Origin of the sequence: Thermopolyspora flexuosa, from assembly GCF_006716785.1 — a bacterium.
Taxonomy (GTDB): Bacteria; Actinomycetota; Actinomycetes; order Streptosporangiales; family Streptosporangiaceae; genus Thermopolyspora; species Thermopolyspora flexuosa.
Window position 1 is genome coordinate 3,499,364 of sequence record NZ_VFPQ01000001.1, and the last position, 24,280, is coordinate 3,523,643.

General features: G+C 74.1%; 21 protein-coding genes. 6 read left to right on the forward strand and 15 right to left on the reverse strand.

The features are described 5' to 3' along the window. Positions 1 to 5 precede the first annotated feature (5 nt). Together ddaH and rocD are read left to right on the forward strand one after the other, a co-directional pair. Entirely contained in the window at positions 6 to 806 is an 801-nt protein-coding gene (ddaH, locus tag FHX40_RS14860) for a dimethylargininase (protein WP_142260175.1), read from the forward strand. After that, on the forward strand, positions 803 to 2,005 hold the full coding sequence (rocD, locus tag FHX40_RS14865) for an ornithine--oxo-acid transaminase (RefSeq protein ID WP_142260176.1): 1,203 nt from the start codon (positions 803 to 805) through the stop codon (positions 2,003 to 2,005). Before ddaH ends, rocD begins: the two co-directional genes overlap by 4 nt. A gap of 6 nt (positions 2,006 to 2,011) precedes the next feature. On the opposite strand, the gene FHX40_RS14870 is transcribed toward rocD, so the two are convergent. The 10 genes from FHX40_RS14870 to FHX40_RS14915 all read right to left on the reverse strand — a co-directional run bounded on the left by FHX40_RS14870 (position 2,012) and on the right by FHX40_RS14915 (position 12,601). Continuing rightward, a complete protein-coding gene (locus FHX40_RS14870) occupies positions 2,012 to 3,646 on the reverse strand; it encodes an alkaline phosphatase D family protein (RefSeq protein ID WP_142260177.1) in 1,635 nt (544 codons plus the stop codon). Between the two features lie 102 nt (positions 3,647 to 3,748). Then, positions 3,749 to 4,243, reverse strand: coding sequence for a flavin reductase family protein (locus FHX40_RS14875; RefSeq protein ID WP_142260178.1), 495 nt, complete (start codon positions 4,241 to 4,243; stop codon positions 3,749 to 3,751). Beyond that, positions 4,240 to 5,001, reverse strand: coding sequence for an ABC transporter permease (locus FHX40_RS14880; protein ID WP_142260179.1), 762 nt, complete (start codon positions 4,999 to 5,001; stop codon positions 4,240 to 4,242). Before FHX40_RS14880 ends, FHX40_RS14875 begins: the two co-directional genes overlap by 4 nt. After that, positions 4,998 to 5,810, reverse strand: a complete 813-nt coding sequence (locus FHX40_RS14885; RefSeq protein ID WP_142260180.1) for an ABC transporter permease — start codon at positions 5,808 to 5,810, stop codon at positions 4,998 to 5,000. Before FHX40_RS14885 ends, FHX40_RS14880 begins: the two co-directional genes overlap by 4 nt. 14 nt (positions 5,811 to 5,824) lie before the next feature. Next, complete coding sequence (locus FHX40_RS14890) at positions 5,825 to 6,667, reverse strand: ABC transporter ATP-binding protein (protein ID WP_211350272.1); 843 nt, start codon at positions 6,665 to 6,667, stop codon at positions 5,825 to 5,827. Next, positions 6,660 to 7,676 carry an LLM class flavin-dependent oxidoreductase gene (locus FHX40_RS14895; RefSeq protein ID WP_142260181.1) on the reverse strand — a complete coding sequence of 339 codons (1,017 nt, stop codon included), beginning with the start codon at positions 7,674 to 7,676 and terminating at the stop codon, positions 6,660 to 6,662. Before FHX40_RS14895 ends, FHX40_RS14890 begins: the two co-directional genes overlap by 8 nt. A gap of 33 nt (positions 7,677 to 7,709) precedes the next feature. Beyond that, positions 7,710 to 8,750, reverse strand: coding sequence for an ABC transporter substrate-binding protein (locus tag FHX40_RS14900; protein WP_142260182.1), 1,041 nt, complete (start codon positions 8,748 to 8,750; stop codon positions 7,710 to 7,712). A gap of 10 nt (positions 8,751 to 8,760) precedes the next feature. Further along, positions 8,761 to 9,969, reverse strand: a complete 1,209-nt coding sequence (locus FHX40_RS14905) for an acetamidase/formamidase family protein (protein WP_211350275.1) — start codon at positions 9,967 to 9,969, stop codon at positions 8,761 to 8,763. A 167-nt stretch (positions 9,970 to 10,136) separates the two neighbouring features. After that, a complete protein-coding gene (locus FHX40_RS14910; protein WP_170198842.1) occupies positions 10,137 to 12,263 on the reverse strand; it encodes a helix-turn-helix domain-containing protein in 2,127 nt (708 codons plus the stop codon). Between the two features lie 92 nt (positions 12,264 to 12,355). Then, positions 12,356 to 12,601, reverse strand: a complete 246-nt coding sequence (locus tag FHX40_RS14915; RefSeq protein WP_142260185.1) for an Rdx family protein — start codon at positions 12,599 to 12,601, stop codon at positions 12,356 to 12,358. Positions 12,602 to 12,696: 95 nt separating this feature from the next. Between FHX40_RS14915 and FHX40_RS14920 the strand changes: the two genes are divergently transcribed. Next, positions 12,697 to 13,434 (forward strand): GntR family transcriptional regulator, encoded by a 738-nt coding sequence (locus tag FHX40_RS14920; RefSeq protein WP_170198843.1) that lies wholly within the window; start codon positions 12,697 to 12,699, stop codon positions 13,432 to 13,434. Between the two features lie 61 nt (positions 13,435 to 13,495). Here FHX40_RS14920 and FHX40_RS14925 read toward each other — a convergent pair whose 3' ends face one another. After that, positions 13,496 to 15,067, reverse strand: coding sequence for an amidase (locus FHX40_RS14925; protein ID WP_142260187.1), 1,572 nt, complete (start codon positions 15,065 to 15,067; stop codon positions 13,496 to 13,498). A gap of 107 nt (positions 15,068 to 15,174) precedes the next feature. Here FHX40_RS14925 and FHX40_RS14930 point away from each other — a divergent pair, with 107 nt between their 5' ends. Continuing rightward, a complete protein-coding gene (locus FHX40_RS14930; RefSeq protein WP_142260188.1) occupies positions 15,175 to 15,693 on the forward strand; it encodes an ureidoglycolate lyase in 519 nt (172 codons plus the stop codon). Between the two features lie 96 nt (positions 15,694 to 15,789). Here the strand turns inward: FHX40_RS14930 and FHX40_RS14935 are convergent, their stop codons facing one another. From FHX40_RS14935 to FHX40_RS14945, 3 genes are all read right to left on the reverse strand, one after another. Then, positions 15,790 to 16,431 (reverse strand): DJ-1/PfpI family protein, encoded by a 642-nt coding sequence (locus FHX40_RS14935; protein ID WP_142260189.1) that lies wholly within the window; start codon positions 16,429 to 16,431, stop codon positions 15,790 to 15,792. A 1-nt stretch (position 16,432) separates the two neighbouring features. After that, complete coding sequence (locus FHX40_RS14940; protein ID WP_142260190.1) at positions 16,433 to 17,407, reverse strand: GlxA family transcriptional regulator; 975 nt, start codon at positions 17,405 to 17,407, stop codon at positions 16,433 to 16,435. Between the two features lie 81 nt (positions 17,408 to 17,488). Beyond that, the gene (locus FHX40_RS14945) at positions 17,489 to 18,436 is read right to left on the reverse strand and encodes an NAD-dependent epimerase/dehydratase family protein (protein ID WP_142260191.1); all 948 of its coding nucleotides are present in this window, start codon (positions 18,434 to 18,436) and stop codon (positions 17,489 to 17,491) included. A 278-nt stretch (positions 18,437 to 18,714) separates the two neighbouring features. Between FHX40_RS14945 and FHX40_RS14950 the strand changes: the two genes are divergently transcribed. Beyond that, the gene (locus tag FHX40_RS14950) at positions 18,715 to 19,443 is read left to right on the forward strand and encodes a TetR/AcrR family transcriptional regulator (protein WP_142260192.1); all 729 of its coding nucleotides are present in this window, start codon (positions 18,715 to 18,717) and stop codon (positions 19,441 to 19,443) included. A 407-nt stretch (positions 19,444 to 19,850) separates the two neighbouring features. Here FHX40_RS14950 and leuA read toward each other — a convergent pair whose 3' ends face one another. Beyond that, the gene (gene leuA / locus FHX40_RS14955) at positions 19,851 to 21,563 is read right to left on the reverse strand and encodes a 2-isopropylmalate synthase (protein WP_142260193.1); all 1,713 of its coding nucleotides are present in this window, start codon (positions 21,561 to 21,563) and stop codon (positions 19,851 to 19,853) included. A 625-nt stretch (positions 21,564 to 22,188) separates the two neighbouring features. On the opposite strand from leuA, the gene FHX40_RS14960 reads away from it, so the two are divergent. Continuing rightward, the gene (locus FHX40_RS14960; protein WP_142260194.1) at positions 22,189 to 24,267 is read left to right on the forward strand and encodes a glycoside hydrolase family 6 protein; all 2,079 of its coding nucleotides are present in this window, start codon (positions 22,189 to 22,191) and stop codon (positions 24,265 to 24,267) included. Positions 24,268 to 24,280 lie beyond the last annotated feature (13 nt).

Consider the following 24,280-nt stretch of genomic DNA (forward strand, 5'->3'; position numbering starts at 1 on the left):
GGTGTATGGCGCATGTTCGGCATTACGCCATGTGTCGGCCCGATCACTTCGCGGTGACGTACGCGATCAATCCGTGGATGGATCCGTCGGCCGGTGCGGACCGGGACAAGGCACTCCGGCAGTGGGAGCGGCTCAAGGCCGTGTACGAGGAGCTGGGCCACCGGGTGGACGTCGTCGAGCCGGTCGCGGGGCTGCCGGACATGGTGTTCGCCGCCAACGGCGGGCTGGTGGTGGACGGCAAGGTGTACGGCGCGCGGTTCGCCAACGCCGAGCGGGTGCCGGAGGGGCCCGCGTACCTGGAGTGGTTCCGCAGCCGGGGCTTCACCGAGATCAAGGAGCCGGAGCACGTCAACGAGGGCGAGGGCGACTTCCTCGTGCTCGACCACGTGATCCTCGCCGGGACCGGCTTCCGCACCCGGCCCGAGGCGCACCACGAGGCGCAGGAGTTCCTCGGCCGGCCGGTGGTGACGCTGCGGCTGGTGGACCCGCGCTACTACCACCTCGACACGGCGATGTTCGCGCTCGGCGGCGACAACATCGCCTACTACCCGGAGGCGTTCTCCCCCGGCAGCCGGGCCGTGCTCGAGCGCATGTTCCCCGACGCGGTGATCGCGTCCGCCGAGGACGCGGCCGTGCTCGGCCTCAACGCGGTCTGCGACGGGCGCCACGTGGTGCTGAACGCCGAGGCGGGCGGGCTCACGCTTGAGCTCAAGCGCCGCGGGTACGACGTCATCCCCGTCGACCTGAGCGAGCTGCGCAAGGCCGGCGGCGGGCCCAAGTGCTGCACCCTGGAGATCCGGTCATGAGCGTGACGAGCGAGTTCATCGCGCGCAGCGAACGGCACAGCGCGCACAACTACCACCCGCTGCCCGTGGTGATCCGCGAGGCGCGCGGCGCCTGGGTGACCGACGTGGACGGGCGGCGGTACCTCGACTGCCTGGCCGGATACTCCTCGCTCAACTTCGGGCACGGCAACGAGACGATCCTCGCCGCGGCCCGGGAGCAGCTCGACCGGCTCACCCTCACCAGCCGGGCGTTCTACCACGACCGGTTCGCCGAGTTCTGCGCCGCGCTCGCCGAGCTGACCGGCAAGGACATGGTGCTGCCGATGAACACCGGCGCCGAGGCCGTGGAGACCGCGATCAAGGTGGCCCGCAAGTGGGGGTACGAGGTCAAGGGCGTGCCCGACGGCAAGGCGAAGATCATCGTGGCCGAGGGGAACTTCCACGGCCGCACCACCACGATCGTCGGGTTCTCCACCGACCCGGACGCCCGCGGCGGGTTCGGGCCGTTCGCGCCCGGGTTCACCGTGGTGAAGTACGGCCACGCCGACGCGATCCGCGACGCGATCGACGAGCACACCGTGGCCGTGCTCATCGAGCCGATCCAGGGCGAGGCGGGCGTGATCGTGCCGCCGGACGGCTACCTGCGGCAGGTGCGGCAGCTCTGCTCCGAGCACAACGTGCTGTTCATCGCGGACGAGATCCAGTCCGGGCTGGGCCGTACCGGGGAGACGTTCGCCTGCGACCACGAGGGCGTGGTCCCGGACGTGTACGTGCTCGGCAAGGCGCTCGGCGGCGGCGTGGTGCCGGTGTCCGCGGTCGCCGCGAACGCGGACGTGCTCGGCGTGATCCGGCCCGGGCAGCACGGCTCCACCTTCGGCGGCAACCCGCTCGCCTGCGCGGTCGGCGTCGCGGTGATCGGGCTGCTGCGCACCGGCGAGTACCAGGCGCGGGCGCGCGAGCTCGGCGCGGTGCTGCACCGGCGGCTCGGCGAGCTCGTCGGCCGCGGGGTGACCGGGGTGCGCGGCCGCGGCCTGTGGGCCGGGGTGGACTTCGACCCGGCGCTGCTCACCGGCCGCGAGGTGTGCGAGCGGCTGCTGGAGCGGGGCGTGCTCGCCAAGGACACCCACGGCGCCACGATCCGGCTCGCCCCGCCGCTCGTGGTGACCAAGGAGGAGGTCGACTGGGCGGTGGACCGGCTCGCCGAGGTGCTGCCGCGCTGACCCGGGTCAGCCGCGTGGTACGGCCCGCCGGGACGCGGGCCGTACCCGGCCGGGGGCGAGCCGGGCCTCGGCGATCTCGCTGACCGTGTCCGTGGCGGGCCCGGCGGTGTGCCAGCGCACGGTCGCCTCCCGGCCGGCCAGGTCGAGCGTGCCGACCGCGTTGTGGAACCACGGGCCCTTGACGATCTTCCACCGGTACGGCGGGCGGGGCAGCCGCGCGAGCCGGGCGAGCAGCCCGCCGGCCAGGCCCGCCACCCCGAACGAGGCGACCACGTTGGCGAGGCGCAGCGTGCGGCTGAGCGGGTTGCGGATCGGCGAGCAGACGATCTGGTAGATCGGGCGGCGGCGCGCCTTGGCGAGGTACGAGTAGTGCACATCGCCCGAGAGCAGCAGGATCGTGGCGGGCGGCGCGCCATGGGCACCGTCGGCGACCTCGGCGAGCCGCCGGGTCAGCGCCTCGAACGAGCGGCGGAACGCGGCCCAGTGCTCCAGGTCGATCGCCTGCCGCAGCCGCTCGGACCAGCGGGCGACCCGCGGGCCCCACGCCCCGTCGGCGAGGGCCTCGTTCCACGCCTCCACGTGGTGGATGCCGCTCGGCAGCAGCACCGGGATCGAGGAGCAGACCACCAGGTGGTCCACGTCCCCGGTCAGCTGCCCGGTCGCCCACTCCCACTCCTCGTCGTCGAGCATGCGCCGCGCCCCGGGGTCGAGCACCCGGGCGGCGCGGGTGTCGAGCACGAGCAGGCGCACCCGCCCGATGTCGCGGGCGTGGCTCCACCGCACGGCCGCCGGTTCGGCGTCGGCGCGCGCGGCGTACGCGTCGAGCACCGCGCCCCGGTCGCCGTCGCCGGAGCGCAGCTCGGCGTACACCGGGTCGGCGGCCCGCTCCTCCGGGGACAGGTTGCCGAGGTGCTGGTAGACGTAGTAGGCCCCGAGCGCCGCGACGATGCGGCGGGGCCACCACTCCACCTTCGCCATCTCGGCCCGCCAGGCCGCGCTGGTGTTCCAGTCGTCCCGCACGTCGTGGTCGTCGAAGATCATCGCCGTGGGGAGGGTGGACAGCAGCCAGCGCATGTCCGGGTCGGTCCACGCCTGCCGGTACAGCTCGGCGTAGTCCTCGAAGTCGGCGACCTCGTCGCGCGGCTCGCCGTCCCGGCGGGCCCGGATGAACTCGAGCATCGCCTCCGACGGCTCGTCCGCGTACACCTGGTCACCGAGCAGAAGCAGCATGGCGGGCCACTCGTCCTCGGGGGTCTCGCGCAGCCGCCGGCCGTACGCGCCGAGCACGTCCACCCCGTGGGACAGCACGTGCCGCGCGTCGTGCGGCACGCTGGTCCGGCACGAGCCGAACAGCAGCCGCCGCGCCTCGGCCACCGGCCGGGCGAGGCTCGGCGGCGTCCCGTCGTCCCGCGGCCAGACCCGCACGCCGTCGAGCGCCACCGTGTACGGCACGGCCCGGCGCAGCCCGTCGAGATCGACGATCGCGTAGTGGTGGCCGTGCACGGTGAACGTGCGCTCCTCACCGCGCACCTGCCCGGCCTCGACGGTGACCGTGCACGGCTCGCTCGTCTCCACCCAGATGGAGACGCGGGTGGCGTCGGCGTACCGCGTCATGGGGCCGACGACGAGTTCCGCGCTCATCGGTCCTCGCTCAGAACCACCCCGGGCTCCTTTCCCCGATGGCCCTGGCTTGGAGCATACGTGCGCCTCCGGGGTGCCGGGCGGATCCCGGAGGCGCCTGGCCTACGCGAAGGTGTGGTACCTCCCCCGGTAGTAGAGCAGCGGCCGGTCGGCCTGCCCGGGCGGCGGGCTCAGCTCCCGTACCCGGCCGATCACGATGTAGTGGTCGCCGGCCCGGTACTCGGCCTCCAGCTCGCAGTCGATCCAGGTGTGCACGCCCTCGATGACCGGGTTCCCGGCCGCGGTGGGCCGCCAGGCGACCCCGCGCCACTTGTCCCCGCCGCTGCGGGCGAACCGGTTCGACACCTCCTGCTGGGTGTGCGAGAGCACGTTCACGCAGAACGCGCCGGCCGCGCGGATGTGCGGGTAGCTGGCCGAGGCCACCCCGACCGAGAACGACACCAGCGGCGGGTCGAGGGAGACGCTGTAGAACGACTGGCAGGTGAGCCCGAACGGCACGCCGTCCCGGACCGCGGCCACCACGGTCACCCCGGAGGCGAAGTGGCCGAGCGCGTCGCGGAACTCCCGCGCCGAGAAGGCGAGCTGGGATGGTGTCATGTCTCCTCCAGTCCGCGCCGCCACGGCATCGCCCACCGCTCGGCGAGCACGACGAGGCCGAACGACGCCAGTCCGATGACCGCGGCGACCACGACCGCGGCCCACAGGTACTCGTTGTCGAGCCGGGCCCGGGTGTCGTGGATGAGGTAGCCGAGCCCCTGCAGCGCGCCGATGTACTCGGCGGCGATCGCCGCGACGATCGCCGCGGACGCGCCGAGCTTGAGCCCGGTGAACAGGTACGGCAGGGCGGCCGGGAACCGCACGTGGACCAGCTCCTGCCGCCGCGAGGCGTTGAGCGTGTGCAGCAGCTCCAGCGTGGCGGCCTCGGCCGAGGCGAGGCCGCGCACCAGGTTGACGAGGGTGACGGTGTAGGCGAGGAACGCGGCGAGCAGCACCTTCGACGGCACGCCGGGCCCCAGCCACAGCACGAGGATCGGCGCGATCGCCACCAGCGGCACCGCCTGGAGGGCGAGCACGAGCGGGTAGGCCCCGGCGCGCAGCAGCCCGGAGTAGGTGAACGCGACCGCGCACCCGATCGCCACCAGGTTGCCGAGCGCGAACCCCAGGAACGCCTCCATGATCGTCACGAGGGCGTGGTGGGCGAGGTCGGCGTGGTTCGCCGCGATCGCGGCGGCGATGCGCGACGGCGACGGCACGACCAGGCTGCTCACGCCCGCCCCGGTGACGTACAGCTCCCAGCCGGCGAGCACCGCAACGAGCAGCAGCCCCGGCGGCAGCGCGCGGGCGAGACGCCTCATGCCGCACCTCCCTGCCGGGCGGCGGCGCCGACCCCGCCGCGGGGCACCCACGGCATGGCGACCCGCTCCACGAGCGTGATGATCCCGACCAGCCCGAGGGTGAGCGCGGAGGCGACGACGATCGCCGCCCACATCAGCCCGATCTGGAAGGTGTATCCGGAGATCTGCACGAGGTAGCCGAGGCCGCTGTCGCCGGTGATCCACTCGGCGACGGTGGCCTCGATCACGCACGACGAGGCCGAGATGCGCAGCGCCGCCAGCAGGTACGGCCGGGCCGCGTAGGCCCGGACCTTGAGCAGCCGCTGCATGCCGGTCGCGTTGAGCGTGTGCATGAGCTCCTCCACCTCGGCGTCGGCGGAGCGCAGCCCGCGCATGAGGTTGACGAGCGTGGTGAGGAAGGTGCTGAGCGCGCAGACCGTGATCCGCGGCTCGTACCCGGTGCCCATGATCACCACGAGGATCGGGATGATCGCGATGAACGGCAGCGCGCGCAGCGCGAGCAGCAGCGGGTACACCGCGTCCCGGACCAGCCGCGCGTAGGTGAGCGTCATCGCCACCGCGATCGCCGCCACGGTGCCGAGCCCGAACCCGGCGAGCGCGACGGTGAGCGTCGCCAGGCTCTCCTCGGCGATCGTGGGGGCGTACCGCGCCATCGCCTCAAGGACCGTGCTCGGCGCGGGCAGCACGTAGAACTTCACCAGCCCGGTGCTCGTCACCACCTGCCACAGCAGCAGGGCGGCGGCGAGGAAGGCCAGCGGGGCGCGCATGCCGCCCGCGCCGTCGCGGATTCTCCGTCCGACCCGGCTCATCCGGCCTCCACGCCTCAGCCCGCCAGCAGCGCCGGGTCCGGCTCCGGCTCCGGCGCGATGCGGACCGGCGGGACCTCGTGGCCGTTGCCGAGCGCCCGGCGCAGCTCGCGTTCGGCCGCGGCGAACCGCGGGTCGTCGCGCAGCGCGGGGGTGCGGTGGTGGCCGAACGGCAGCGAGGCGAGGTGCACGATCCGGCCGGGCCGCGGCGACATCACCGCGACCTGGTCGGACAGGATCACCGCCTCGGACACCGAGTGGGTGACGAGCAGCAGCGTCGCCCCGCTCTCCTCGAGGATCTGGATGAGCTCGAAGTTGAGCCGCTCCCGGGTGATCTCGTCGAGCGCGCCGAACGGCTCGTCCATGAGCAGGAACTTCGGCCGCAACGTGAGCGCCCGGGCGATCGCGGCGCGCTGCCGCATGCCGCCGGACAGCTCGTGCGGGTAGGCCTTCTCGAACCCGGACAGCCCGACCAGCTCGATCGCCTCCCGGGCCCGGGCCCGCCGCTCCCGCTTGGGGATCCCGGCGAGCTCGAGCCCGAGCTCGACGTTCTCGGCGAGCCGCCGCCATGGCAGCATGGTCGACTGCTGGGACACGAGGGCGAAGATCCGCGCGGCGCGGGCCTCCGCCGGGGTCAGCTCGTCCATGGTGACCAGGCCGCTGGTGGGCTTGACGATGTCGGCGAGGATCTTCAGCAGGGTGGACTTGCCGCAGCCGGAGGGGCCGAGCAGCGAGGCCCAGGACCCCTTCGGCACGACCAGGTCGCAGTCCGCCACGGCCGTGGTGGTGATGCCCCGCCGCTCGTAGGTCATGGTGAGGCCGCGGACGACGATGCCCTCTCGGTGACGCCGGTCAGCCACGGCCGCCCACCTCCGCCAGCGCCGGCCGTACGTGCCGCTGGAACAGCTCCAGGGTGCGGCGGGTCGGCTCGGGCGCGAGGCCGGGGAACTGGACGAGCAGGTCGAGCTGGTCCACGCCGGTCACCTCCAGGTACTCGCGCAGCCCGGCGGCGACGTCGTCCGGGTCGCCGACGATCACGCAGGCGCGGCGCATGCGCTCGTCGAGGGTGACCGCCTGCGCGGGCAGCAGGCCGGCGGCGGTGGCGTCCGCCGCGTACCGGCCGCGGCCGATCTGGGCGTAGTAGGTCTCGAAGGCGCTCTCGAACCGGGCGAACGCGTCGGCGCGGTCCTCGGCGATGAACACCGCGCGCACCCCGCGCACCCGGCCGGTGCCCCCGGCGGCGCGGTAGCGGGCCACGTAGCGGGCCTGCGCCTCGGCGACCTCGGCCTGCCCGACCACGAAGTTGAGGCCCTGCTCGGCGATGTACTCGATGGAGGCGTCGTCGCGGCACGCCGCCCACATGCGCTCCACCAGGTGCGGCGCGGGGCCGACGTTGAGCAGCGGCAGGCCGGTGGAGGTGTCGCCGCGCAGCAGCATGAGGATCTCGCCGAGCGCCTCGCGGAATCTCGCCTGCCTGCGCCGCCGGGACTCCTCGTCGTGCGGCCCGGCGGTGCCCTGGCCGATGCCGATCTCGGCGCGGCCGTCGGTCACCAGGTCGAGCAGGCACATCTCCTCGGCGCTGCGCTGCGGCGGCACGCCGGGCAGCACCTTCACGCCGGTGCCGAGCCGCAGCCTGGTGGTGGTCGCGGCGACCCGGGCGAGCAGCAGCTCCGGCACCGGGATGCGGCCGTAGAACGGGGCGTCCTGGACGTTGTGGTGCTCGCCGACCCACACCGAGTCGTAGCCGAGCTCCTCGGCGAAGGCGAACTCCTCGTAGGCGCGCCGGACCAGGTCGGCGGTGGCCTCCTCGCGCACCTCCCACATCTGGTAGAGCAGGCCCACCGGGGCGTGGACGGTCGTCATGGTCATGGTCGTGCGCTCCCGTCTCCTCGTGGTGTGCGGTCAGAGCTTGGCGGTGCCGGCCTCTTTGGACAGGTCGCCGATGAGCGGCTTCGTGTCGACGAGGCTCGAGGTGAGGCCGAGGTCCTTGGCCACCTGGGCGACCTTCTCCCATGCCTCGGGGTTGAGGGCGAGCAGGCCGTTCGCGGCGGTGTACTCGGTGGCGATGTAGGACGCCTGGGTCTTGGACTGGTAGATCTGCTGGTCGAGGTCGAGCCCGGTGGTGAACGCGTTGTCGACCATGTACCTGGCCCCGGCCTCCGGGTCGCGCAGCAGCACCTCGTACGCCTCGGCGATCGCGCCGATCCACTTGACGAGGACGGCGCGCTTGGCCGGGTCGTCGTAGATCGCGCGGGTGGTCACGTAGGTGTTGCCCTGCGAGGGGATGCCGAGGTCGCCGAGCGGGAAGACGGTGACCGGCACGCCCGCCATCTCGATGGACCGCGGCTCGTTGAACGCGAACGAGGAGAACATGCAGTCCACCTGACCGGCGATGATCATGCTGACGTCCTGGCCGCCGATCGGCACGATCTTTATCTGGTCCTTGGTGACGCCGATCGTGGAGAGGATCGCGGGCAGGTAGATGTTCGCCGCCTGCTTCAGGCCGAGGGTCTTGCCCGCCAGGTCGGCGGGCTTGCTCACCCCGGAGTCCTTGCGGCAGGTCATCGAGGTGGGGGTCTGCTGGTACTCGGTGGCGATCGCGACGAAGTCGGCGCCCTTGTCCGCCGCGGTGATGGTGCTGAGCGTGTCCATCACCGCGACGTCCACCTGCCCTGCGGCGAGCAGGGTGGACGGCGGGGTGTCGCCGCCCGGCTTGATGGTGACGTCGAGCCCGGCCTTCTCGTACAGGCCCTCCTTGAGGGCGTAGTAGGGGGCGAAGTGCTCGACGGTGCCGACGTAGTTGAGGCCGATGGTCAGTGAGGCGGACGACTCGGCGGATGTGGCGGGCTCCGCCTGCTGGGAGGCGGAGCCGCAGGCGGAGGTGACGAGGGCGAGGGTCGCGGCCACGGCCGCGGACCACAGCGCGGAGGGGCGTAGGCGCATCACAGACTCCTCACAGGGCTTTCGGCGGGGGGAAGGGGCGGACGGGCGCCGGCGTGGCCGGCGTGCCGGAGTCGAGCAGGGCGGCGAGGTCGGCCTTGCGGATCCGGCCGTGCACGCCCTTGACCTGGTCCACCACCTGGGAGACCGCGAAGTCCGCCGCCACGCTGAGGTAGGCGTAGGCGGTGGCGCGGTCCAGCGGGTACCGGCTGGTCAGCAGGTCGAGGCCGTTGCGGACGCAGGCCGTCATCGCCCGGTCGAGGTCCTCGTCGAGGCCCACCGGGATGAGCAGGTCGTCGGTCTCCCCGTAGAGCACGCCCATGTGCTCGGCGGCCCCGGCGGGGACGAGGTCGAAGCGCAGGGTGGCCCGCAGCGGGGCCTCGAACGCGGTGAGCGCCACCTCGCCGTCGCCCTGCGCGTAGTGCGGGTCCCCGACGTACACCAGCGCGTCGGGCACCTGCACCGGCAGGAACAGCGTCGAGCCTGCGGTGAGCAGGCTGATGTCGAGGTTGCCGCCGTGCCACCCGGGCGGGATCGAGCTGGGGCGGCCCCTGCCGGCCCGGACGACGCCGATGACGCCGAGGAAGAAGCCGAGGGGGAACCGGATCGTGCCGGCCGGGGTACCGATGCACCCGACCGGGCCGTCCGGGCCGTCGCCCGCGGTGCACAGCACGAAGGTGGATCCCGGCCCTTCGGGCATCTCCCCCGGCAGGGCGCCGCGGCCGTGCCGGCTGGAGACGAACCCGTAGGGCAGCCGGGGGCGCAGGTCCTCGATGCGTACGGCGAGCATGTCGCCGGGCCGTGCCCCGGTCACCGCGATCGGGCCGAGCACCACGTGCGGCCCGTCCCCCGCCCGGTGCGGCACGGTGCGCGCCACGTCGATCGCGTCCCGCAGCACCAGGTCGGCGCCGATGCCGTAACGGGCCATGAACGCGACCGGGTCCCGCCCCTGGTCCTCCAGGATGCCCTCGTGGCTCACCGTGTCGATCACCACCGGCTCGCCGGGGGCGACGCGCAGCACCGGCGGGTCCTCGGGGCCGGGCAGCCGGCCCCAGAGCACCGAGCCGGGGGTCGCGCTGAGGTAGGCGGTACCGGGTGGGACGCCGTCCCCGGCCTGCAGCACCGCGAACGGGCGGAGGTCGGCCGCCGGGGAAGCGGGCGGCCGCCGCTCGCGCCCGGGGTGCGCGGGCGGATCGGCGTGGATCACGCTGTCGAGAGTCACGGTCCGAGCATCGCCGCGGCCCCTGGCCACGGGCACTGTCCCGGGCGGACAACGATCCCGCCGCGGTCTCGTCCCCGAGCGGTCCCGGCCGTACGGGCGGGAGCGGGCGGCGGAGGTGCCGCGCCGGGCGGTCACGGGGACGCCCGCGAGGCCGGTACGGCCGCGCATCACCGGGCGCCGGGGCCGTCGGGGCCGTGCGTGGCGGGCGGCAGGCCCGCCACGGCCTCGTCCGCGAGGAGGCTCGGCCGCTCGGGCTCGAGCAGGCGCAGCGCGTACAGCGCCAGGTACATCTGGAAGCGGCCGCTCGGTGAGGAGAACCGGCCGCCGGTGAGCGCGTCGATCCGGGCCAGCCGGTACTTGAGCGTGTTGACGTGCACGAACAGCGCGTCGGCCACGGCGCGCAGGCCGCCGCGCAGGCAGTGGTACGCCTCCAGGGTGCGCACCAGCTCGCCGCCGGTGGCCGCGTCGTGGTCGAGCAGCGGGCCGAGCTGCTCGGTGACGAACGCGCGCCAGGCGGTCTCGTCGAGCTCGAGCAGCAGGCCGTACACGCCGAGGCGGCCGACGTCCACCGGGCCCGGGTGGCCGAGCCGCCGCCCCAGGTCGGAGGCGAGCTCGGCCCGCCGTACCGCGGCGCGGAAGCCGTCCGGCCAGACGACCGGGGTGCCGCAGCCGACGCCGACCGCCCTGCCGCGCAGCACGGCGGCGAGGTGGCGCGCGGCGGCCCGCGCGCGGGCCTCGACGTCGCCGACGGCCTCGTCGACGAGGGCGAGGATGCCGTGCGGGCGCTGGAAGAGCACCACCTGCGGCGGCTCGCCGAGCGCGCGGCGCACGATCTCGGCCCGGCTGCGGGCGGCGAGCGCGCCGTCCTCGCCCTCCCCCGCGTAGCCGAACCACACCGGCCGGTACGGCCGGGCGAGGTTGAGGCCCACCAGGCTCGCCCGGGGCAGCGCCTCGCGCGGGTCGGCGTCGTCGGACAGCAGCAGGTCGAGCACGTCGCCGCGGAGCCGGGACTCCACCTCGAAGGCGGCCTTCCACTTGGCGAGCTCGAGCGCGACCACGTGCGCGATGACCGCGAGGTCGTCCTCGGGCGGCGGGGCGGGGCCGACGAGCAGGCGGCCCGGCGGCGACTCGGCCGGGTGCAGCGGCAGCTCGGCCGAGACCTCGCCGTCGACCGTGCCGGCGAGCGGGGTGCCGAAGCAGTCGACGACGCCGAACCAGGTGCCGCAGGCGGCGCTCGCCTCGGCGACGAGCGCCTCCAGGCCGCGGTCGTCGAGCACGACCGCGACGAGCCGGTCGTAGAGGCCGGGCTCGCCGGTGGAGCGTTCCGGCTCGGGGGCCGCGGCGGGCGCGGCGGCGGGGTCGGGCAGCCGTTCCAGGGCGAGGCCGAGCTGCTCGGCGACGCTTTCCAGGTAGTGCCGGACCGCCGGGTCCCGCCAGCTCCCCGCGCCCTTGGCGGAGCGCAGGGCGAGCAGGCCGTGCCGGTCGCCGTCGCGGCCGAGCGGCAGCACGAGCACCGCGTCCTCGGCGGCGGGCGGGCCGCCGTGCAGCGCGGCGGCGAGGTCCGGGTGCACGTCGCTGCCGCCGTCGGGGGCGATGAGCACCGGCTCGGCGTCATGCCGCCCGGGGGACAGCGCGATCGCGGTGTCGGCCTCGGGCAGCACGACGGCGAGCTCGGCGAGCACCCGTACGCACACCTCGGTGCGGCCGCCGGAGGCGGCGACCATGCCGCTGAGCGTGGACAGCAGGGTGGGGCCGCGCAGCCGCAGGGCGAGATGGCCGTCGCGGCCGGTGCGGGCGAGGTGCCGGGCGACCTCGTCGGCCAGGCGGCACAGCAGGTCACGGTCGGCCGGGCCGTACTCGCGGGGGGCGACGGTCTGCACGTTGAGCACGCCGAGCAGCTCGCCGCGGTGGCTCACCGGCACCGCGAGGATGGACCGGTAGCGGCTCTGGTCGAACCCGGGGATGATCTTGAACTGGGGGTCGCGCCCGACGTCGGCGGCGGCCACCGGGGAGCGGCGCAGGGCCGCCTCGCCGCTGATCCCCTCCCCCAGCGCGAGGGTGACGAAGCCGATCGCCGACCGGGCGAGCCCGTGCGTCGCGGCGAGCACGAGGCGTTCCCGGTCGGGATCGTAGGCGTACAGGGTGGCGACCTCGGTGCCCATGCGGCGGGCGACCCGGGTGACGACGGCCTGGAGGGCCTCGTCGGCCTCGAGGCCGTCGATCTCGTGCAGGGCCAGCATGCCCCGCGTGCGGGCGGGCCGTCGCCGCCGGCGCGAGCGACGTCCTGCGGTCATCTCCACCATGGCCGGAAACTACGCAGGGCGTATTGCCCGCATATTTCCGCGGTGTTATCGCTCGCTTTAATGACGATTCAGGGCAAACCGGATCAGTTGAGCAGCTTGAAGGCGGCCTCGAGCAGCTCGCCGACCTCCGGGAAGCGGCCCTCCTCGGCCTTGGAGAACAGGGTGGTGTCCCCGAGCGCCACGTCGTAGACGCCCCCGGTGCCGGGGACGAGGGTGAGCCCGGAGACCGACTCGGCGAGCGGCCGGAGCAGCTCGCCCGCCTGCCAGAGCGCCCGCGGCAGGTAGTCGCACGGGACGCAGTACGTGATGGTGATCATCGGCTTGTCCATGCGCCGACGGTACGGCCCGGCGTGCCGTGGGCGGTATGTCCCGGCGGGCCAACGCGGTGCGGACGTCGTTGGCCCGCCTGGTTAGGGTGAGTGCCATGGTCGAGCGGAGTCGGGACGCCGGGCGCGGGGCGCGGAACCTCACCGACCGGCTGGAGGAGGTGCTGGCCGAAGCGGCCAGGGAGGGGCGGCCGATGCCCGGCGAGCCCGCCCTGACGAGCTTCCTGTCGGCGAGCCGGCCCGCCGTACGGGAGGCGCTGATCCGGCTGGAGGAGCGCGGCTACCTGCTCCGGCGGCAGGGGGCGAACACCGTGGTGAACCGGCCCGCACTGGAGATCCCGGCCCGGTTCGACGAGCAGCTGGAGCAGGCCGAGCTGATCGCGGCGATGGGGCACACGCCCCGGGTCGAGGTGGTCGCGCACGAGCGGCGCGAGGTCACCCCGGACGAGGCCGACGCCTACCGGGTGCCCGCCGGGTCGGCGGCGCTCACCACGACGAAGGTCTGGTACGCCGACGAGGTCCCGGTGATGCTCGCGACCGACACCGTGCCGCTGCCGCGCGGGGCCGCCCCGCCGGAGGGCCTCGACCCGGCGATGTCGCTGTTCGACCTGGTCGAGCTGGTGCGCGGCGAGCGGGTCGAGTGGGAGATCGCCTGGCCCGGCGCGGACGCGCTCGACGAGGAACGCGCCCGGCTGCTGCGCCGTCCCGTGGGCGAGCCCGCGCTCACGTTGCGGCTGACCGGCGTCGCCCGGGACGGCTCGACCGCGTACTGGGCGGCCGAGGCGCACGTGCGCGACGCGTTCCGCTACGCCATGGTCCGCTCGGTCCGCCGGTGACCCGCGGCCGCCGGGTGGCGGCTCCGCCCCGGAGCGCCCGCCGTACCCTGCCGGGACCTCGTCACCCGGGCAGCAGGGACACGTGGGCCAGCTCCACCTTCCAGCCGTCGGGGTGGCGCTTCCACGTCTGGGTCTGCCTGCCCCGCCGTCCCGATCCGGCCCGGACGAACTCGGTGGAGGCGATGCCCGCGCCCGGGGCGATGATCCGCACGTCGTACCGGACCAGCTCGCGTTCCAGGTCGGTGGCCGGGCGGGCGCGGCGGAACGCGGCGATCTCGTCCGCGCCGTACGCGGCGTCGGCCGGGCCGAACCGGATGGTGTCCGGGCCCGGCGCGAACAGCTCGATGAGCGTCGGCACGTCGTTGCTGACGAGCGCCTCCTCGTACCGGTAGAAGGCGGCGACCAGCTCCTCTCGGGCGGGGTCGGGCGGCTGCGGCAGCCACTCGGCGGGCAGCGCCTCGGCGAGATCGAGCAGCAGGCGGTCCGCGCCGCGCGGGCCGAGCACGGACACGCCGAGCGCGGCGCCCTCGGCCTCGGCGAGCGGCAGGCCGACGACCGGGGCGCCGGACAGGCCGCCGAGGCTGGTCAGGCGCAGGGTGGCGGTGCGCACCCGCTCGTTCGCCGCGGCCGCCTCGGGGTCGCCGGCGAGCAGCGGCTCGCGCAGCGGCGCGGGCCCGGACGCGCTCGGCAGCACGACCAGCGTGCCCTCGCCGAGCAGCCGGTCCAGCTCCGCGGACAGCTCGGCGCGCCGCCGCCGGGCCGCCTCGACCGCGGCCGCGTCGCCGTGCGCCCCGGCGCGGAACCGGGCCTCGACCTCGGGGGCGAGCGCGCCCGGGTGGGCCTCGATCCACGCGCCGCGCTCCGCCCACGCCTCGGCGCACTGGATGGTGCGGAACACGGTCAGCCACTCGTCCAGCGAGGTGCCGAGCGCGGTACGGCGCAGCGGCAGCGACCAGGCCTCGGCGAGCCTGCCCGCCCAGTGGGTGACCGCCGCGGCGACCTCGCCGGTGACCTCGGCCAGCGTCTCCTCGAGCACCACGACCCGGGCAGGGGCCGGCGTGCCGTCCGCGGGCGGCAGCAGCACCCGGCCGACCTCGGCCGCGGTGCGCACGTCGGCGGCGAGCCAGCCCACGGTGTCGAAGGACGGCGCGAGCCGGAGCACGCCGTCGAGCGGCAGCGCCCCGTGGGTGGGGCGGACGCCGACCAGGCCGCAGTAGGACGCGGGCACCCGGATCGAGCCGCCGGTGTCGGTGCCGAGCGCGAACGGCACGAGCCCGGCGGCCACGGCCGCCGCCGACCCGCTGGAGGAGCCGCCGGTCACCCGGTCGGGGTGGCGCGGGTTGACCGGGGCCGGGTAGTGCCGGTTGACCCCGGTGAGGCTGAACGCGAGCTCGTCGGTCTGGGTGATGCCGACGCAGGACGCGCCCGCCTCCAGCAGCGCGGCCACCACGGGGGCGTCCTGCTCGGCGGGCTTGCGCTCGGCGAGCAGCTCCGGGTTGCCGCCGCCGATGGTCTGACCGGCCACGTCGATGAGGTCCTTGACGGCGAACACGCGCCCGGCGAGCGGGCCGCCTGCCGTACCCGGGCGGAGGATGCGGGGGCCCACCCGCAGCGCGTTCCACTGGTCGCCCATACCAGACCTCCTTCGGTTGTTTTGTCCCCAACAGTCCTATCACGACTTGTCAGACAAGTGCTACCGTCGGAGGCGTCTCACGCCACTCACCCCGCCCAGGAGGTCTCATGACGACCCTCACCACCCACCGGATCACCGCCCGGCCCCTGACCGACGAGGCGTTCGCGCCGTTCGGCGCCGTGCTGCGCGCGACGCCGGACGGCGCGCCGTTCAGCGAGCGGGAGGCGCTGCTCGATTTGTCCCGCGGCACCCCCCGCTTCTACGTGATGGACCTGGTCGACAAGCCGCCGGCCTTCACCGGCATCACCCGGCACCGCGCGGTCACCCAGACGCTCGCCGCCGTGGGCGGCAAGCCCTGGCTGCTCGCGGTCGCGCCGCCGTACGACGTCGACGTGCCCGACGCGACCCCGCGCCTCGAGGACATCGTGGCCTTCCAGATCCCCGGGGACGTGGCGGTGCTGCTGCACCGCGGCACCTGGCACTCCGGGCCGTTCTTCACCGGCGAGCGGATGTCGTTCTTCAACCTCGAGCTCGCCGACACCAACCAGGTCGACCACCACACCTACCGGCTCGACCGCGACCTCGGCATCCGGTGCGAGGTGGTCGTGCCGGACTCCGAGGCATAGCCCTCGGCCCGCCGCCCACCCGCTCGTCCCGCGCAACCGGTACGGCGGGCGAGGACGCCGAGCCGTACCGGACATGGACGGCCCGGCCCCGTCCGGTCAGGCGGCGGCCGTCTGCCGGAGGACCCAGGAGAGTGCGCGTTCGGCGCGCTCCCGGGGCGCGGTCTTCGCCGAGCCCGCCTCGTACGGCGGGGCGGGGTCGTACTCGATGGCGAGCTGGACCGTCTTGGCGGTCTCCTCGTCGGTCATCTCGGCGAGCAGCCACAACGCCATGTCGACGCCCGCGGAGACCCCGGCCGCGGTGACGATCTTGCCGTCGACGACGACACGCTCCTCGACCGGCACGGCCCCGAACGCGGCGAGCTGTCCGGTGAACCCCCAGTGGGTCGTGGCACGTCTGCCCCGCAGCAGCCCGGCCGCGCCGAGCAGGAACGATCCACTGCACACCGACGTCGTCCACCGGGTGGTGGCGTCGGCCCGGGCGATCCAGTCGAGCAGGCGGCGGTCGGACAGCGCGGGCACGGTGCCGGTGCCGCCGGGCACGACGATGACGTCGTAGCCTGGCGGCTCGTCGAAGGACGCGGTGGCGGTCAGCGCCAGCGTCCCCTGCTCGTCGCGGACCGGGCCGGGCTCGGCCGCGACGAAGGTGACGGCGACGCCGGGGGCGGCGGCGAGCACGGTGTACGGCCCGACGGCGTCGAGCGCGGTGAACCCCGGATACAGCGGGATCGCGACCCTCATCTCAGCTCTCCTTGGCGTGCGCGGTGCGGAACCGGCGACGGTAGTCGCCGGGGGACACGCGCAGGTGGCGCCGGAACACCCGGTAGAGGGTCTCCCGCATGCCCAGCCCGGTCCGGCGGGCGACCCGGTCGAGCGAGTCGTCGGTGGTCTCCAGCAGCCGCTGGGCCGCCGCGGCCCGGCTCAGCTCGACGTACCGCCCCGGCGGAATGCCGACCTGGGCGCGGAACACGCGCGAGAAGTGCCGCTCGCTCATGTTCATCCGGCGGGCGAGCGCCGGCACGCTCAGGTCGGCGTCGGGGTTGGCGTCGATCCACTCCTGCAGCTCGCGCAGCGCCTCGTCGCGCGGCGGGCTCCCGCGCAGCGGCACGCTGAACTGGCTCTGCCCGCCGGAGCGGTGCAGGTAGACCACGAGCGTGCGGGCCACGTCGCGGGCGACGGCGTGGCCGTGGTCCTCGGCCACGAGCGCCATGGCCAGGTCCATGCCCGCGGTGACCCCGGCCGAGGTCCACACGTTGCCGTCTCGGATGTAGATCGGGTCCTCGTCGACCTTGACCGCCGGGTAGCGGGCGCGCAGCTCGTCGGCCATCAGCCAGTGCGTGGTGACCCGTCTGCCGTCGAGCAGCCCGGCTTCGGCGAGCACGAAGGCGCCGGTGCACACCGAGGTGACCCTCCGGGCCGTGGCGGCGAGCCGGGCGACCCCGTCGATCAGCTCCCGGTCGCCCAGGTGGTCGAACACGCCCAGGCCACCGGCGACCATGAGCGTGTCGACCGGCCCGGCGACGTCCGCGAGCGCGGTGCGCACCGTGGTCGTGATGCCGCTCGCGGCGCGCACCTCGCCGGCGCGGGCGGCGACGACCTCGACCGCGTAGCCCCCGTCGCCGACGATCAGGCTCGCCAGGCTGAACACGTCCACCGGGCCGGCCATGTCGAGAAGCTGGTAGTCGTCGTAGATCACGATGACGACGCCCCTGCGCATGGCTCCATGCTCACGAACCGGCGGAAATGGCGTCAACGACGCAGATGTTGCACATCCAGCCATCGGCCGGGCCGGTGGGGGTCAGGCGGCGGAGCGTTCCCGGGTTCGCCACCAGTCGAGGGTCTCGGTGAGCGCCTCGTCGAGCGGCGTGGGGTGCATGCCGAAGGTGGCCTGGAACGCGGAGGAGTCGAGGACGAAGGGCCGGTCGAACTGGTATTGGACCTCTCCCAGCTCGCGGAGCATCGGCGAGAACAGCCCGGCCACCAGGCGCAGCAACCGGGGCATCACGCTGATCCGCGGCGGCTGCGACACGCCGGCCAGCTCGCACACCCGCTTCGCGACCTCCCGGGCGCTGACGGCCGGGGCGGTTGGAACGTGCCACGGGCGGCCCCAGGCGCGCTCGTCGGTCGCCGCGATCTCCAGGGCGCGGGCCACGTCCTTGACGTACGTCCAGCTGTGCGGCTGGTCGGGGTCGCCGAGGTAGAACGCGGGCTTGCCGGCGAGCAGCCGCGGCACGAAGCGCTCACCCAGGTGCGACCCGGCGACGGCGCCCGGCCCGAAGAAGTCGGAGCCGCGCAGCTCGACGGCCCGGATCCGGCCCGCCTCGTGGGCGGCGAGCGCGTCGGCCCACATCCGTGCCCGCACCCGGCCCTTGGTCCCGGTGGCCGCGAGCGGCAGGTCCTCGGTGATCGGCCCGTCGACCGGGCCGTAGCCGTACAGGTTGCCGAGGATGACGAGGACGGCGCCGGTGCGCTCGGCGGCGGTGAGGAACGAGGCCGCCATCGGCGGCCAGTCGGCCGGCCAGCGCCAGTAGGGCGGGTTCACGCAGTTGAACAGGGCCTCGGCACCGCGGGCGAGCTCGGTGAGGCGCGCGGCGTCGGCCACGTCGGCCGCGACGCGGCGCACGCCCTCCGTCCGCGGCCCGGAGCCGGACCTGGTGACGACGACGACCTCGTGGCCCTGCTCGGCGAGCCGCTCGGCCAGGTGGTAACCGACCTGGCCCGCTCCGGCGACGACGTACTTGCTCATGGAGGGCTCCTCGGGGGTGCGTATGTCTCATATCGGGATATGAGGCACGGCGCGGCGCTCACACTACCGTGCCGCGTGTGAGTGAAGAAGCGGGTGTTCCGTACCGTGGGCCGGCCGACGACGGTGACCGGAAGCCGGTCGTCGAGCGCGGACTCTCGCGGACATCGGACAGGTCCGGCCGCTCTCACTCGAGAGCAATGCTCTCGTTTGTGAGCACCGATGTCAAGAGCACTGCTCTCGTTTGTGTTCGGCGCTCTCGATTGCAGTAGGATGCCGCCATGAGCGCGAGCCGTACCGCACGGGAGAGAGCCAGAGCCGAGCTGATCCGGGAGATCAAGGCGGTGGCGCGGCGGCAGCTCGCCGAGGCAGGCGCCACCGGGCTGTCGCTGCGGGCCGTGGCGCGCGAGCTGGGCATGGTGTCCTCGGCGGTCTACCGGTACTTCCCGAGCCGGGACGACCTGCTCACCGCGCTGATCATCGAGGCGTACGACGACATCGGCGAGGCCGTGGAGCGCACCGACGCGGCGCTCCCGCGCGAGGACCTGATCGGGCGGTGGCTCGCCTGCTGCCGGGCGATCCGCGACTGGGCGCTGGCGCACCCGCACGAGTACGCGCTGATCCACGGCACGCCGGTGCCCGGCTACGCGGCCCCCGAGGAGACGGTGATCCCCGCCTCCCGGAACGGCCGGGCGCTCGCCGGGATCCTGCGCGACGCCGAGGCGGCCGGGGTGCTCGCCCCGCCCACCGACCTGCCGCCCGCGCCCGCCTCCTTCGCGGAGGACGCGGCCCGGCTGCGCGAACACATCTTCCCGCCGGTCTCCGACGACGTGATCCTGCGCGCGTTGATCGCCTGGACCTGGGTGTACGGGGCGGTCAGCTTCGAGCTGTTCGGCATGTACCGCGACGTGATCACCGATCGCGCGGCGGCCTTCGACCACGGCGTGCTGTGCATGGCCCGCATGGTCGGCCTGCCCCTGCCCGACGGCGAACGGCCGGCGAATGGATAGTCCGTCCGTACCGGCCGGAACACGGGCGGACGAGACCGAGCGGCGGACCTGATCCCTGTCGCGCGGACGCGGCCGGTATTCCTGCCGGGCCACACCCGCTGCCGCGGCGCGTCATCCGCGACGCGCCGACGTCACGAGTGAGAAGGCCGGCAGCGCCCGTCGATACACACGGGCATTCGCGCCCGCACGTCCTGGACCGCAAGCGCGAGCGGCCCGGGCGGACAGCACGTCATCGTGCTCGGCCTCACGGTCCTGCGCGGCGGGGTCGGCGGTGGCAAGGCCCCGGACGCGCCAGGGCGGCCGGACGAACGAGGTTTCGGAACCGGCGTCGATGACGCGAAAACGGCCGAAGCCCCGCCGTACCGGCAGGGCTTCGGCGCGTACGTACGCAGGTCTGTCGAACGGGCTCAGCGCATCGCGCGGTTGACCGCCGACAGCACGGCCTTGAGCGACGCGGTGACGGTGTTGTGGTCGATGCCCACGCCCCACAGCGTCTTGTCGCCAACCTGGCACTCGATGTAGGCGGCGGCGCGGGCGTCACTGCCGGAGCTCATCGCGTGCTCGGTGTAGTCGAGGACCCGGACGTCGACGCCGATCGTGCTCAGCGCGTCCACGAACGCCGAGATCGGGCCGTTGCCGATGCCCCGGATCTCGCGGATCTCGCCGTCGATCCGGATGTCGGCGCTGATCTTGTCCTTCTCGTCGACGGTCGCCTCGCTGCGGTGGGCGAGCAGGCCGAACCGGCCCCACGGCTTCTCCGGGGTCGGCAGGTACTCGTCGGAGAAGATCTTCCACATCTCCTCCGGGGTGACCTCGCCGCCCTCGGCGTCGGTGCGGGCCTGGATCACCCGGGAGAACTCGATCTGCAGGCGCCGCGGCAGGTCGAGCCCGTGCTCGGTCTTCATGATGTAGGCGACGCCGCCCTTGCCGGACTGGCTGTTGACCCGGATGACCGCCTCGTAGGTGCGGCCCACGTCCTTGGGGTCGATCGGCAGGTACGGCACCTCCCAGCGGAACTCGCGCACCGGCACGCCCGCGGCGGCCGCGTCCCGCTCCAGGTGCTCGAAGCCCTTCTTGATGGCGTCCTGGTGGGAGCCGGAGAACGCGGTGTAGACGAGCTCGCCGCCGTACGGGTGGCGGGGGTGCACCGGGAGCTGGTTGCAGTACTCGACCACCCGGCGGATCTCGTCGATGTCGGAGAAGTCCAGCTCGGGGTCGATGCCCTGGGAGAACAGGTTCATGCCGAGGGTCACCAGGCAGACGTTGCCGGTGCGCTCGCCGTTGCCGAACAGGCAGCCCTCGATCCGGTCGGCGCCGGCCATGTAGCCGAGCTCGGCGGCGGCGACGGCGGTGCCGCGGTCGTTGTGCGGGTGCAGCGACAGCACGATCGAGTCGCGGCGGGCCAGGTTGCGGTGCATCCACTCGATCTGGTCCGCGTACACGTTCGGCGTCGCCATCTCGACGGTCGCCGGCAGGTTGATGATCACCTTCTTCTCCGGGGTGGGCTCCCAGACGTCGGTGACCGCGTTGCACACCTCGACCGCGTACTCCAGCTCGGTGCCGGTGAACGACTCCGGCGAGTACTGCAGGAAGATCTCGGTGTCGCCCATGTCCTCGGCGAGCTTCTTGCACAGCTTGGCGCCCTCGACCGCGATCGCGGTGATGCCGTCCTTGTCCTTGCCGAAGACGACCCGGCGCTGCAGCGTGGAGGTCGAGTTGTACAGGTGGACGATCGCCTGCTTGGCGCCGCGCAGCGACTCGAAGGTGCGCTCGATCAGCTCCGGCCGGGCCTGGGTGAGGACCTGGATGACGACGTCATCGGGGATGCGGTCCTCCTCGATGATCAGCCGGATGAAGTCGTAGTCGGTCTGGGACGCCGCGGGGAAACCGACCTCGATCTCCTTGAACCCCATGCGTACCAGCAGCTCGAACATCTTCAGCTTGCGGGTCGAGTCCATGGGGTCGATCAGCGCCTGGTTGCCGTCCCGGAGGTCGACCGCACACCACTTGGGGGCCTTGGTGATCACCTTGTTCGGCCAGGTGCGGTCGGGCAGGTCGATCGGCTTGAACGGCTGGTAGCGGTGGAACGGCATACGACTGGGCTGCTGCTGCGGATACATGCACATGCTCCTTGTCGAGGCGATCTGACGAACCTGGGACCGGCGGCGACGAACACCGAGACCGCAAGTCCGCGAAATCAGAGGAGAGTCGCCACCGGATCGGGGCGGCCGACACGCATGGCTGGCACCGCGACGAGGGAGCCGACCTTTGTCACCGACCCTCGCCGCGGCAGCTAAGGAGCAGCCCGCGCAGCATAGGAAGAACGTTAGCAGATACCTGGGAGTGCGATGTCAAGGAACCCCCACCTTCGGGCGGCCATCCCGCCGCTCGACCGCGGGCGGGGATGAACCGCCGCGACGCACACTCGACGGTCGAACCGCCGTTTCGCGCGTTCGACGCGGATCGGCGAGCATCGTACTCGCCGCGCGTATCGTATCCCAATTTTTCGGAGGGCTCCCCCGGTACGGCACAGCCGGGTCCACGCCTGCCACCGCGCCGCCCGGCCACCGGGCGCCGGCGGCGACCACCGATCCGCGCCTCGGCCACCGTGCTCCGCCCCGTCGGCGGACGGCCGCGCCCGGCGCGCCTCGCCGTACCCGGCACCGCCCGCCGTACCGGACAAGAAGGGCGGGTGCGGGCGTTTCGGTGGTCGGGGTGGGGGGCGAGGATTACGATCGCGTATCGATGGACGGTGTCCTCCTCGAGGGTGATCCGGTCCGGGTCGGCCCCTACCGCATCGTGCGCCGCCTGGGCGAGGGCGGCATGGGGGTCGTGTACCTGGCCGAGGCGCCGTCGGGGGAGCAGGTCGCGGTCAAGCTGATCCACCGGCATCTCGCCGCCGACTCGGAGTTCCGGCGGCGGTTCCGGCGCGAGGTGGAGACGGCGCGGCGGGTCGCCCGGTTCTCCACCGCGGCGGTGCTCGACGCGGACGTGGACGGGCCCACCGCCTACCTCGTCACCGAGTACGTGCCGGGGCCGACGCTGCTGGAGGAGGTGCGCAGGCGGGGGCCGCTGCGCGGCTCCGCCCTGGAAGGGCTCGCGGTGAGCACGGCGACGGCGCTGCGCGCGATCCACGCCGCCGGGGTGGTGCACCGGGACCTCAAGCCGTCGAACGTGCTGCTGTCGCCGCTCGGCCCGAAGGTGATCGACTTCGGTCTGGCCCGGCTCGCGGACGGGTCCACCCAGTCGATGCTCGCGCTCGGCACCCCGGCGTACATGTCGCCGGAGCAGGCGCGGCGGGAGAAGGTGACGACCGCGTCCGACATCTTCTCCTGGGGCGGGGTGATGGTGTTCGCCGCGACCGGCTCCCCGCCGTTCGGCAGCGGCCCCGGGCAGGACGTGCTCTACCGGGTGGTGCACGACGAGCCGCAGCTGCCGCGGATCGACGGCGTGCTGGGCGAGCTGGTGGCACGGGCGCTGGCGAAGGACCCGGCCGCCCGCCCCACGGCCGAGCAGCTCGTCGACGCGCTGGCCGCCGGGCACACCCGGAACCTGACCGCTCCCCTGCCGTCCCCGCGTCCGGACGCGACGCCGTCCACCGGGCCGTCGACCGTGCCGTCGACGGTGCCGTCGGGCGCGGCGCGCAGGCGGTGGCCGGTGCGTGCCGCGGCGGCGGGCCTGGTGGTGGCCTGTCTCGTCGCGACCGGGGCACTGCTCGCCCTGTCGGGCACGGACGACGACGGCGCCCCGGCCATGCGGCGGCAGGGCGTCGCGGGCGGGAACCCGCTGCGGGAGGGCGCGCGGCTGTTCGCGCCGCCGGACGGCGACGCGGCGCGGCAGGCGCAGGTGTGGGAGGCGCAGGGCCGGGCCGCGGACGCCGCGCTGATGCGGGCGCTCGCCCGGGTGCCGCAGGCGATCCGGCTGGCCGGCGGCGGCCCCGAGCAGGTGCGGCGCACCGTGCAGGACACGATGGCACAGGCCGCGCGGCAGGACGCGGTACCGGTGTTCGTCACCGACTTCGTGCCGCAGCGCGACTGCCACAACGGCGGCGCGGCGAGCCCGGAGGCGTACCGGGCGTGGATCGACGCCGTGGCCCAGGGCATCGGGGACGGCCGGGCGGTGGTCGCGCTGGAGCCGGCCGGGCTGTCCCGGGCGCCGGGCACCCCCGAGTGCCCCGCGGGCGGGCCGCAGGCCCTGCGGCAGCGGTACGCCGACCTCGGCTACGCGGTGACCCGCCTGGGCGGGCTGCCCCGCACTGCCGTGTACCTCGACGGCGGGCTCGCCGACTGGCCCTCGCTGGAGGCGTCGGCGGAACGGCTCGCCGCCGCGGGCGTGGCGGGCGCCGACGGCTTCTACCTCAACGTGAACGGCCACCGCCCGACCCGGGACTCCGTGGCCTGGGGCGTACGCCTGGCCAAGTGCGTGCACCTGCGCCTGTCGGCGGGCGCGACCGCCTGCCCCGAGGACGCGCTGCGCCACGTGCCCGACGACACGGCCGAGCTGCCCCGCTTCGTGGTCGACACGAGCCGGAACGGCACCGGCGAGTGGCGGCCACCGCCGGGGCGGTTCGCCGACCCGCAGGAGTGGTGCAACCCGCCCGGCCGCGGCGCGGGCGCCCGGCCCACCACCACCGACACCGGCCACGCCCTGGTCGACGCCCTGCTCTGGCTCAACGACCCCGGCCGCTCCACGATGCGCTGCACCCGCGGTACGGCGGGCCCGGAGGACCCGGTGTACGGGGTGGTCACCCCGGACGCGGGCCGGTGGTGGCCCGAGCTCGCCCTGGAGCGGGCGCGCAACGCCGTACCCCCGCTCACCGAGTGACGCCCCGTCCGGG

Coding starts and splice junctions, on each gene's coding strand:
- FHX40_RS14895 (WP_142260181.1), bottom strand. CDS start 7,676: ATGACCATGACGACCGTCCACGCCCCGGTGGGCCTGCTCTACCAGATG.
- FHX40_RS14885 (WP_142260180.1), bottom strand. CDS start 5,810: ATGAGCCGGGTCGGACGGAGAATCCGCGACGGCGCGGGCGGCATGCGC.
- ddaH (WP_142260175.1), top strand. CDS start 6: ATGGCGCATGTTCGGCATTACGCCATGTGTCGGCCCGATCACTTCGCG.
- FHX40_RS14930 (WP_142260188.1), top strand. CDS start 15,175: ATGACGACCCTCACCACCCACCGGATCACCGCCCGGCCCCTGACCGAC.
- FHX40_RS14945 (WP_142260191.1), bottom strand. CDS start 18,436: ATGAGCAAGTACGTCGTCGCCGGAGCGGGCCAGGTCGGTTACCACCTG.
- FHX40_RS14900 (WP_142260182.1), bottom strand. CDS start 8,750: ATGCGCCTACGCCCCTCCGCGCTGTGGTCCGCGGCCGTGGCCGCGACC.
- rocD (WP_142260176.1), top strand. CDS start 803: ATGAGCGTGACGAGCGAGTTCATCGCGCGCAGCGAACGGCACAGCGCG.
- FHX40_RS14915 (WP_142260185.1), bottom strand. CDS start 12,601: ATGGACAAGCCGATGATCACCATCACGTACTGCGTCCCGTGCGACTAC.
- FHX40_RS14960 (WP_142260194.1), top strand. CDS start 22,189: ATGGACGGTGTCCTCCTCGAGGGTGATCCGGTCCGGGTCGGCCCCTAC.
- FHX40_RS14935 (WP_142260189.1), bottom strand. CDS start 16,431: ATGAGGGTCGCGATCCCGCTGTATCCGGGGTTCACCGCGCTCGACGCC.
- leuA (WP_142260193.1), bottom strand. CDS start 21,563: ATGTATCCGCAGCAGCAGCCCAGTCGTATGCCGTTCCACCGCTACCAG.
- FHX40_RS14875 (WP_142260178.1), bottom strand. CDS start 4,243: ATGACACCATCCCAGCTCGCCTTCTCGGCGCGGGAGTTCCGCGACGCG.
- FHX40_RS14870 (WP_142260177.1), bottom strand. CDS start 3,646: ATGAGCGCGGAACTCGTCGTCGGCCCCATGACGCGGTACGCCGACGCC.
- FHX40_RS14880 (WP_142260179.1), bottom strand. CDS start 5,001: ATGAGGCGTCTCGCCCGCGCGCTGCCGCCGGGGCTGCTGCTCGTTGCG.
- FHX40_RS14950 (WP_142260192.1), top strand. CDS start 18,715: ATGAGCGCGAGCCGTACCGCACGGGAGAGAGCCAGAGCCGAGCTGATC.
- FHX40_RS14925 (WP_142260187.1), bottom strand. CDS start 15,067: ATGGGCGACCAGTGGAACGCGCTGCGGGTGGGCCCCCGCATCCTCCGC.
- FHX40_RS14910 (WP_170198842.1), bottom strand. CDS start 12,263: ATGACCGCAGGACGTCGCTCGCGCCGGCGGCGACGGCCCGCCCGCACG.
- FHX40_RS14940 (WP_142260190.1), bottom strand. CDS start 17,407: ATGCGCAGGGGCGTCGTCATCGTGATCTACGACGACTACCAGCTTCTC.
- FHX40_RS14920 (WP_170198843.1), top strand. CDS start 12,697: ATGGTCGAGCGGAGTCGGGACGCCGGGCGCGGGGCGCGGAACCTCACC.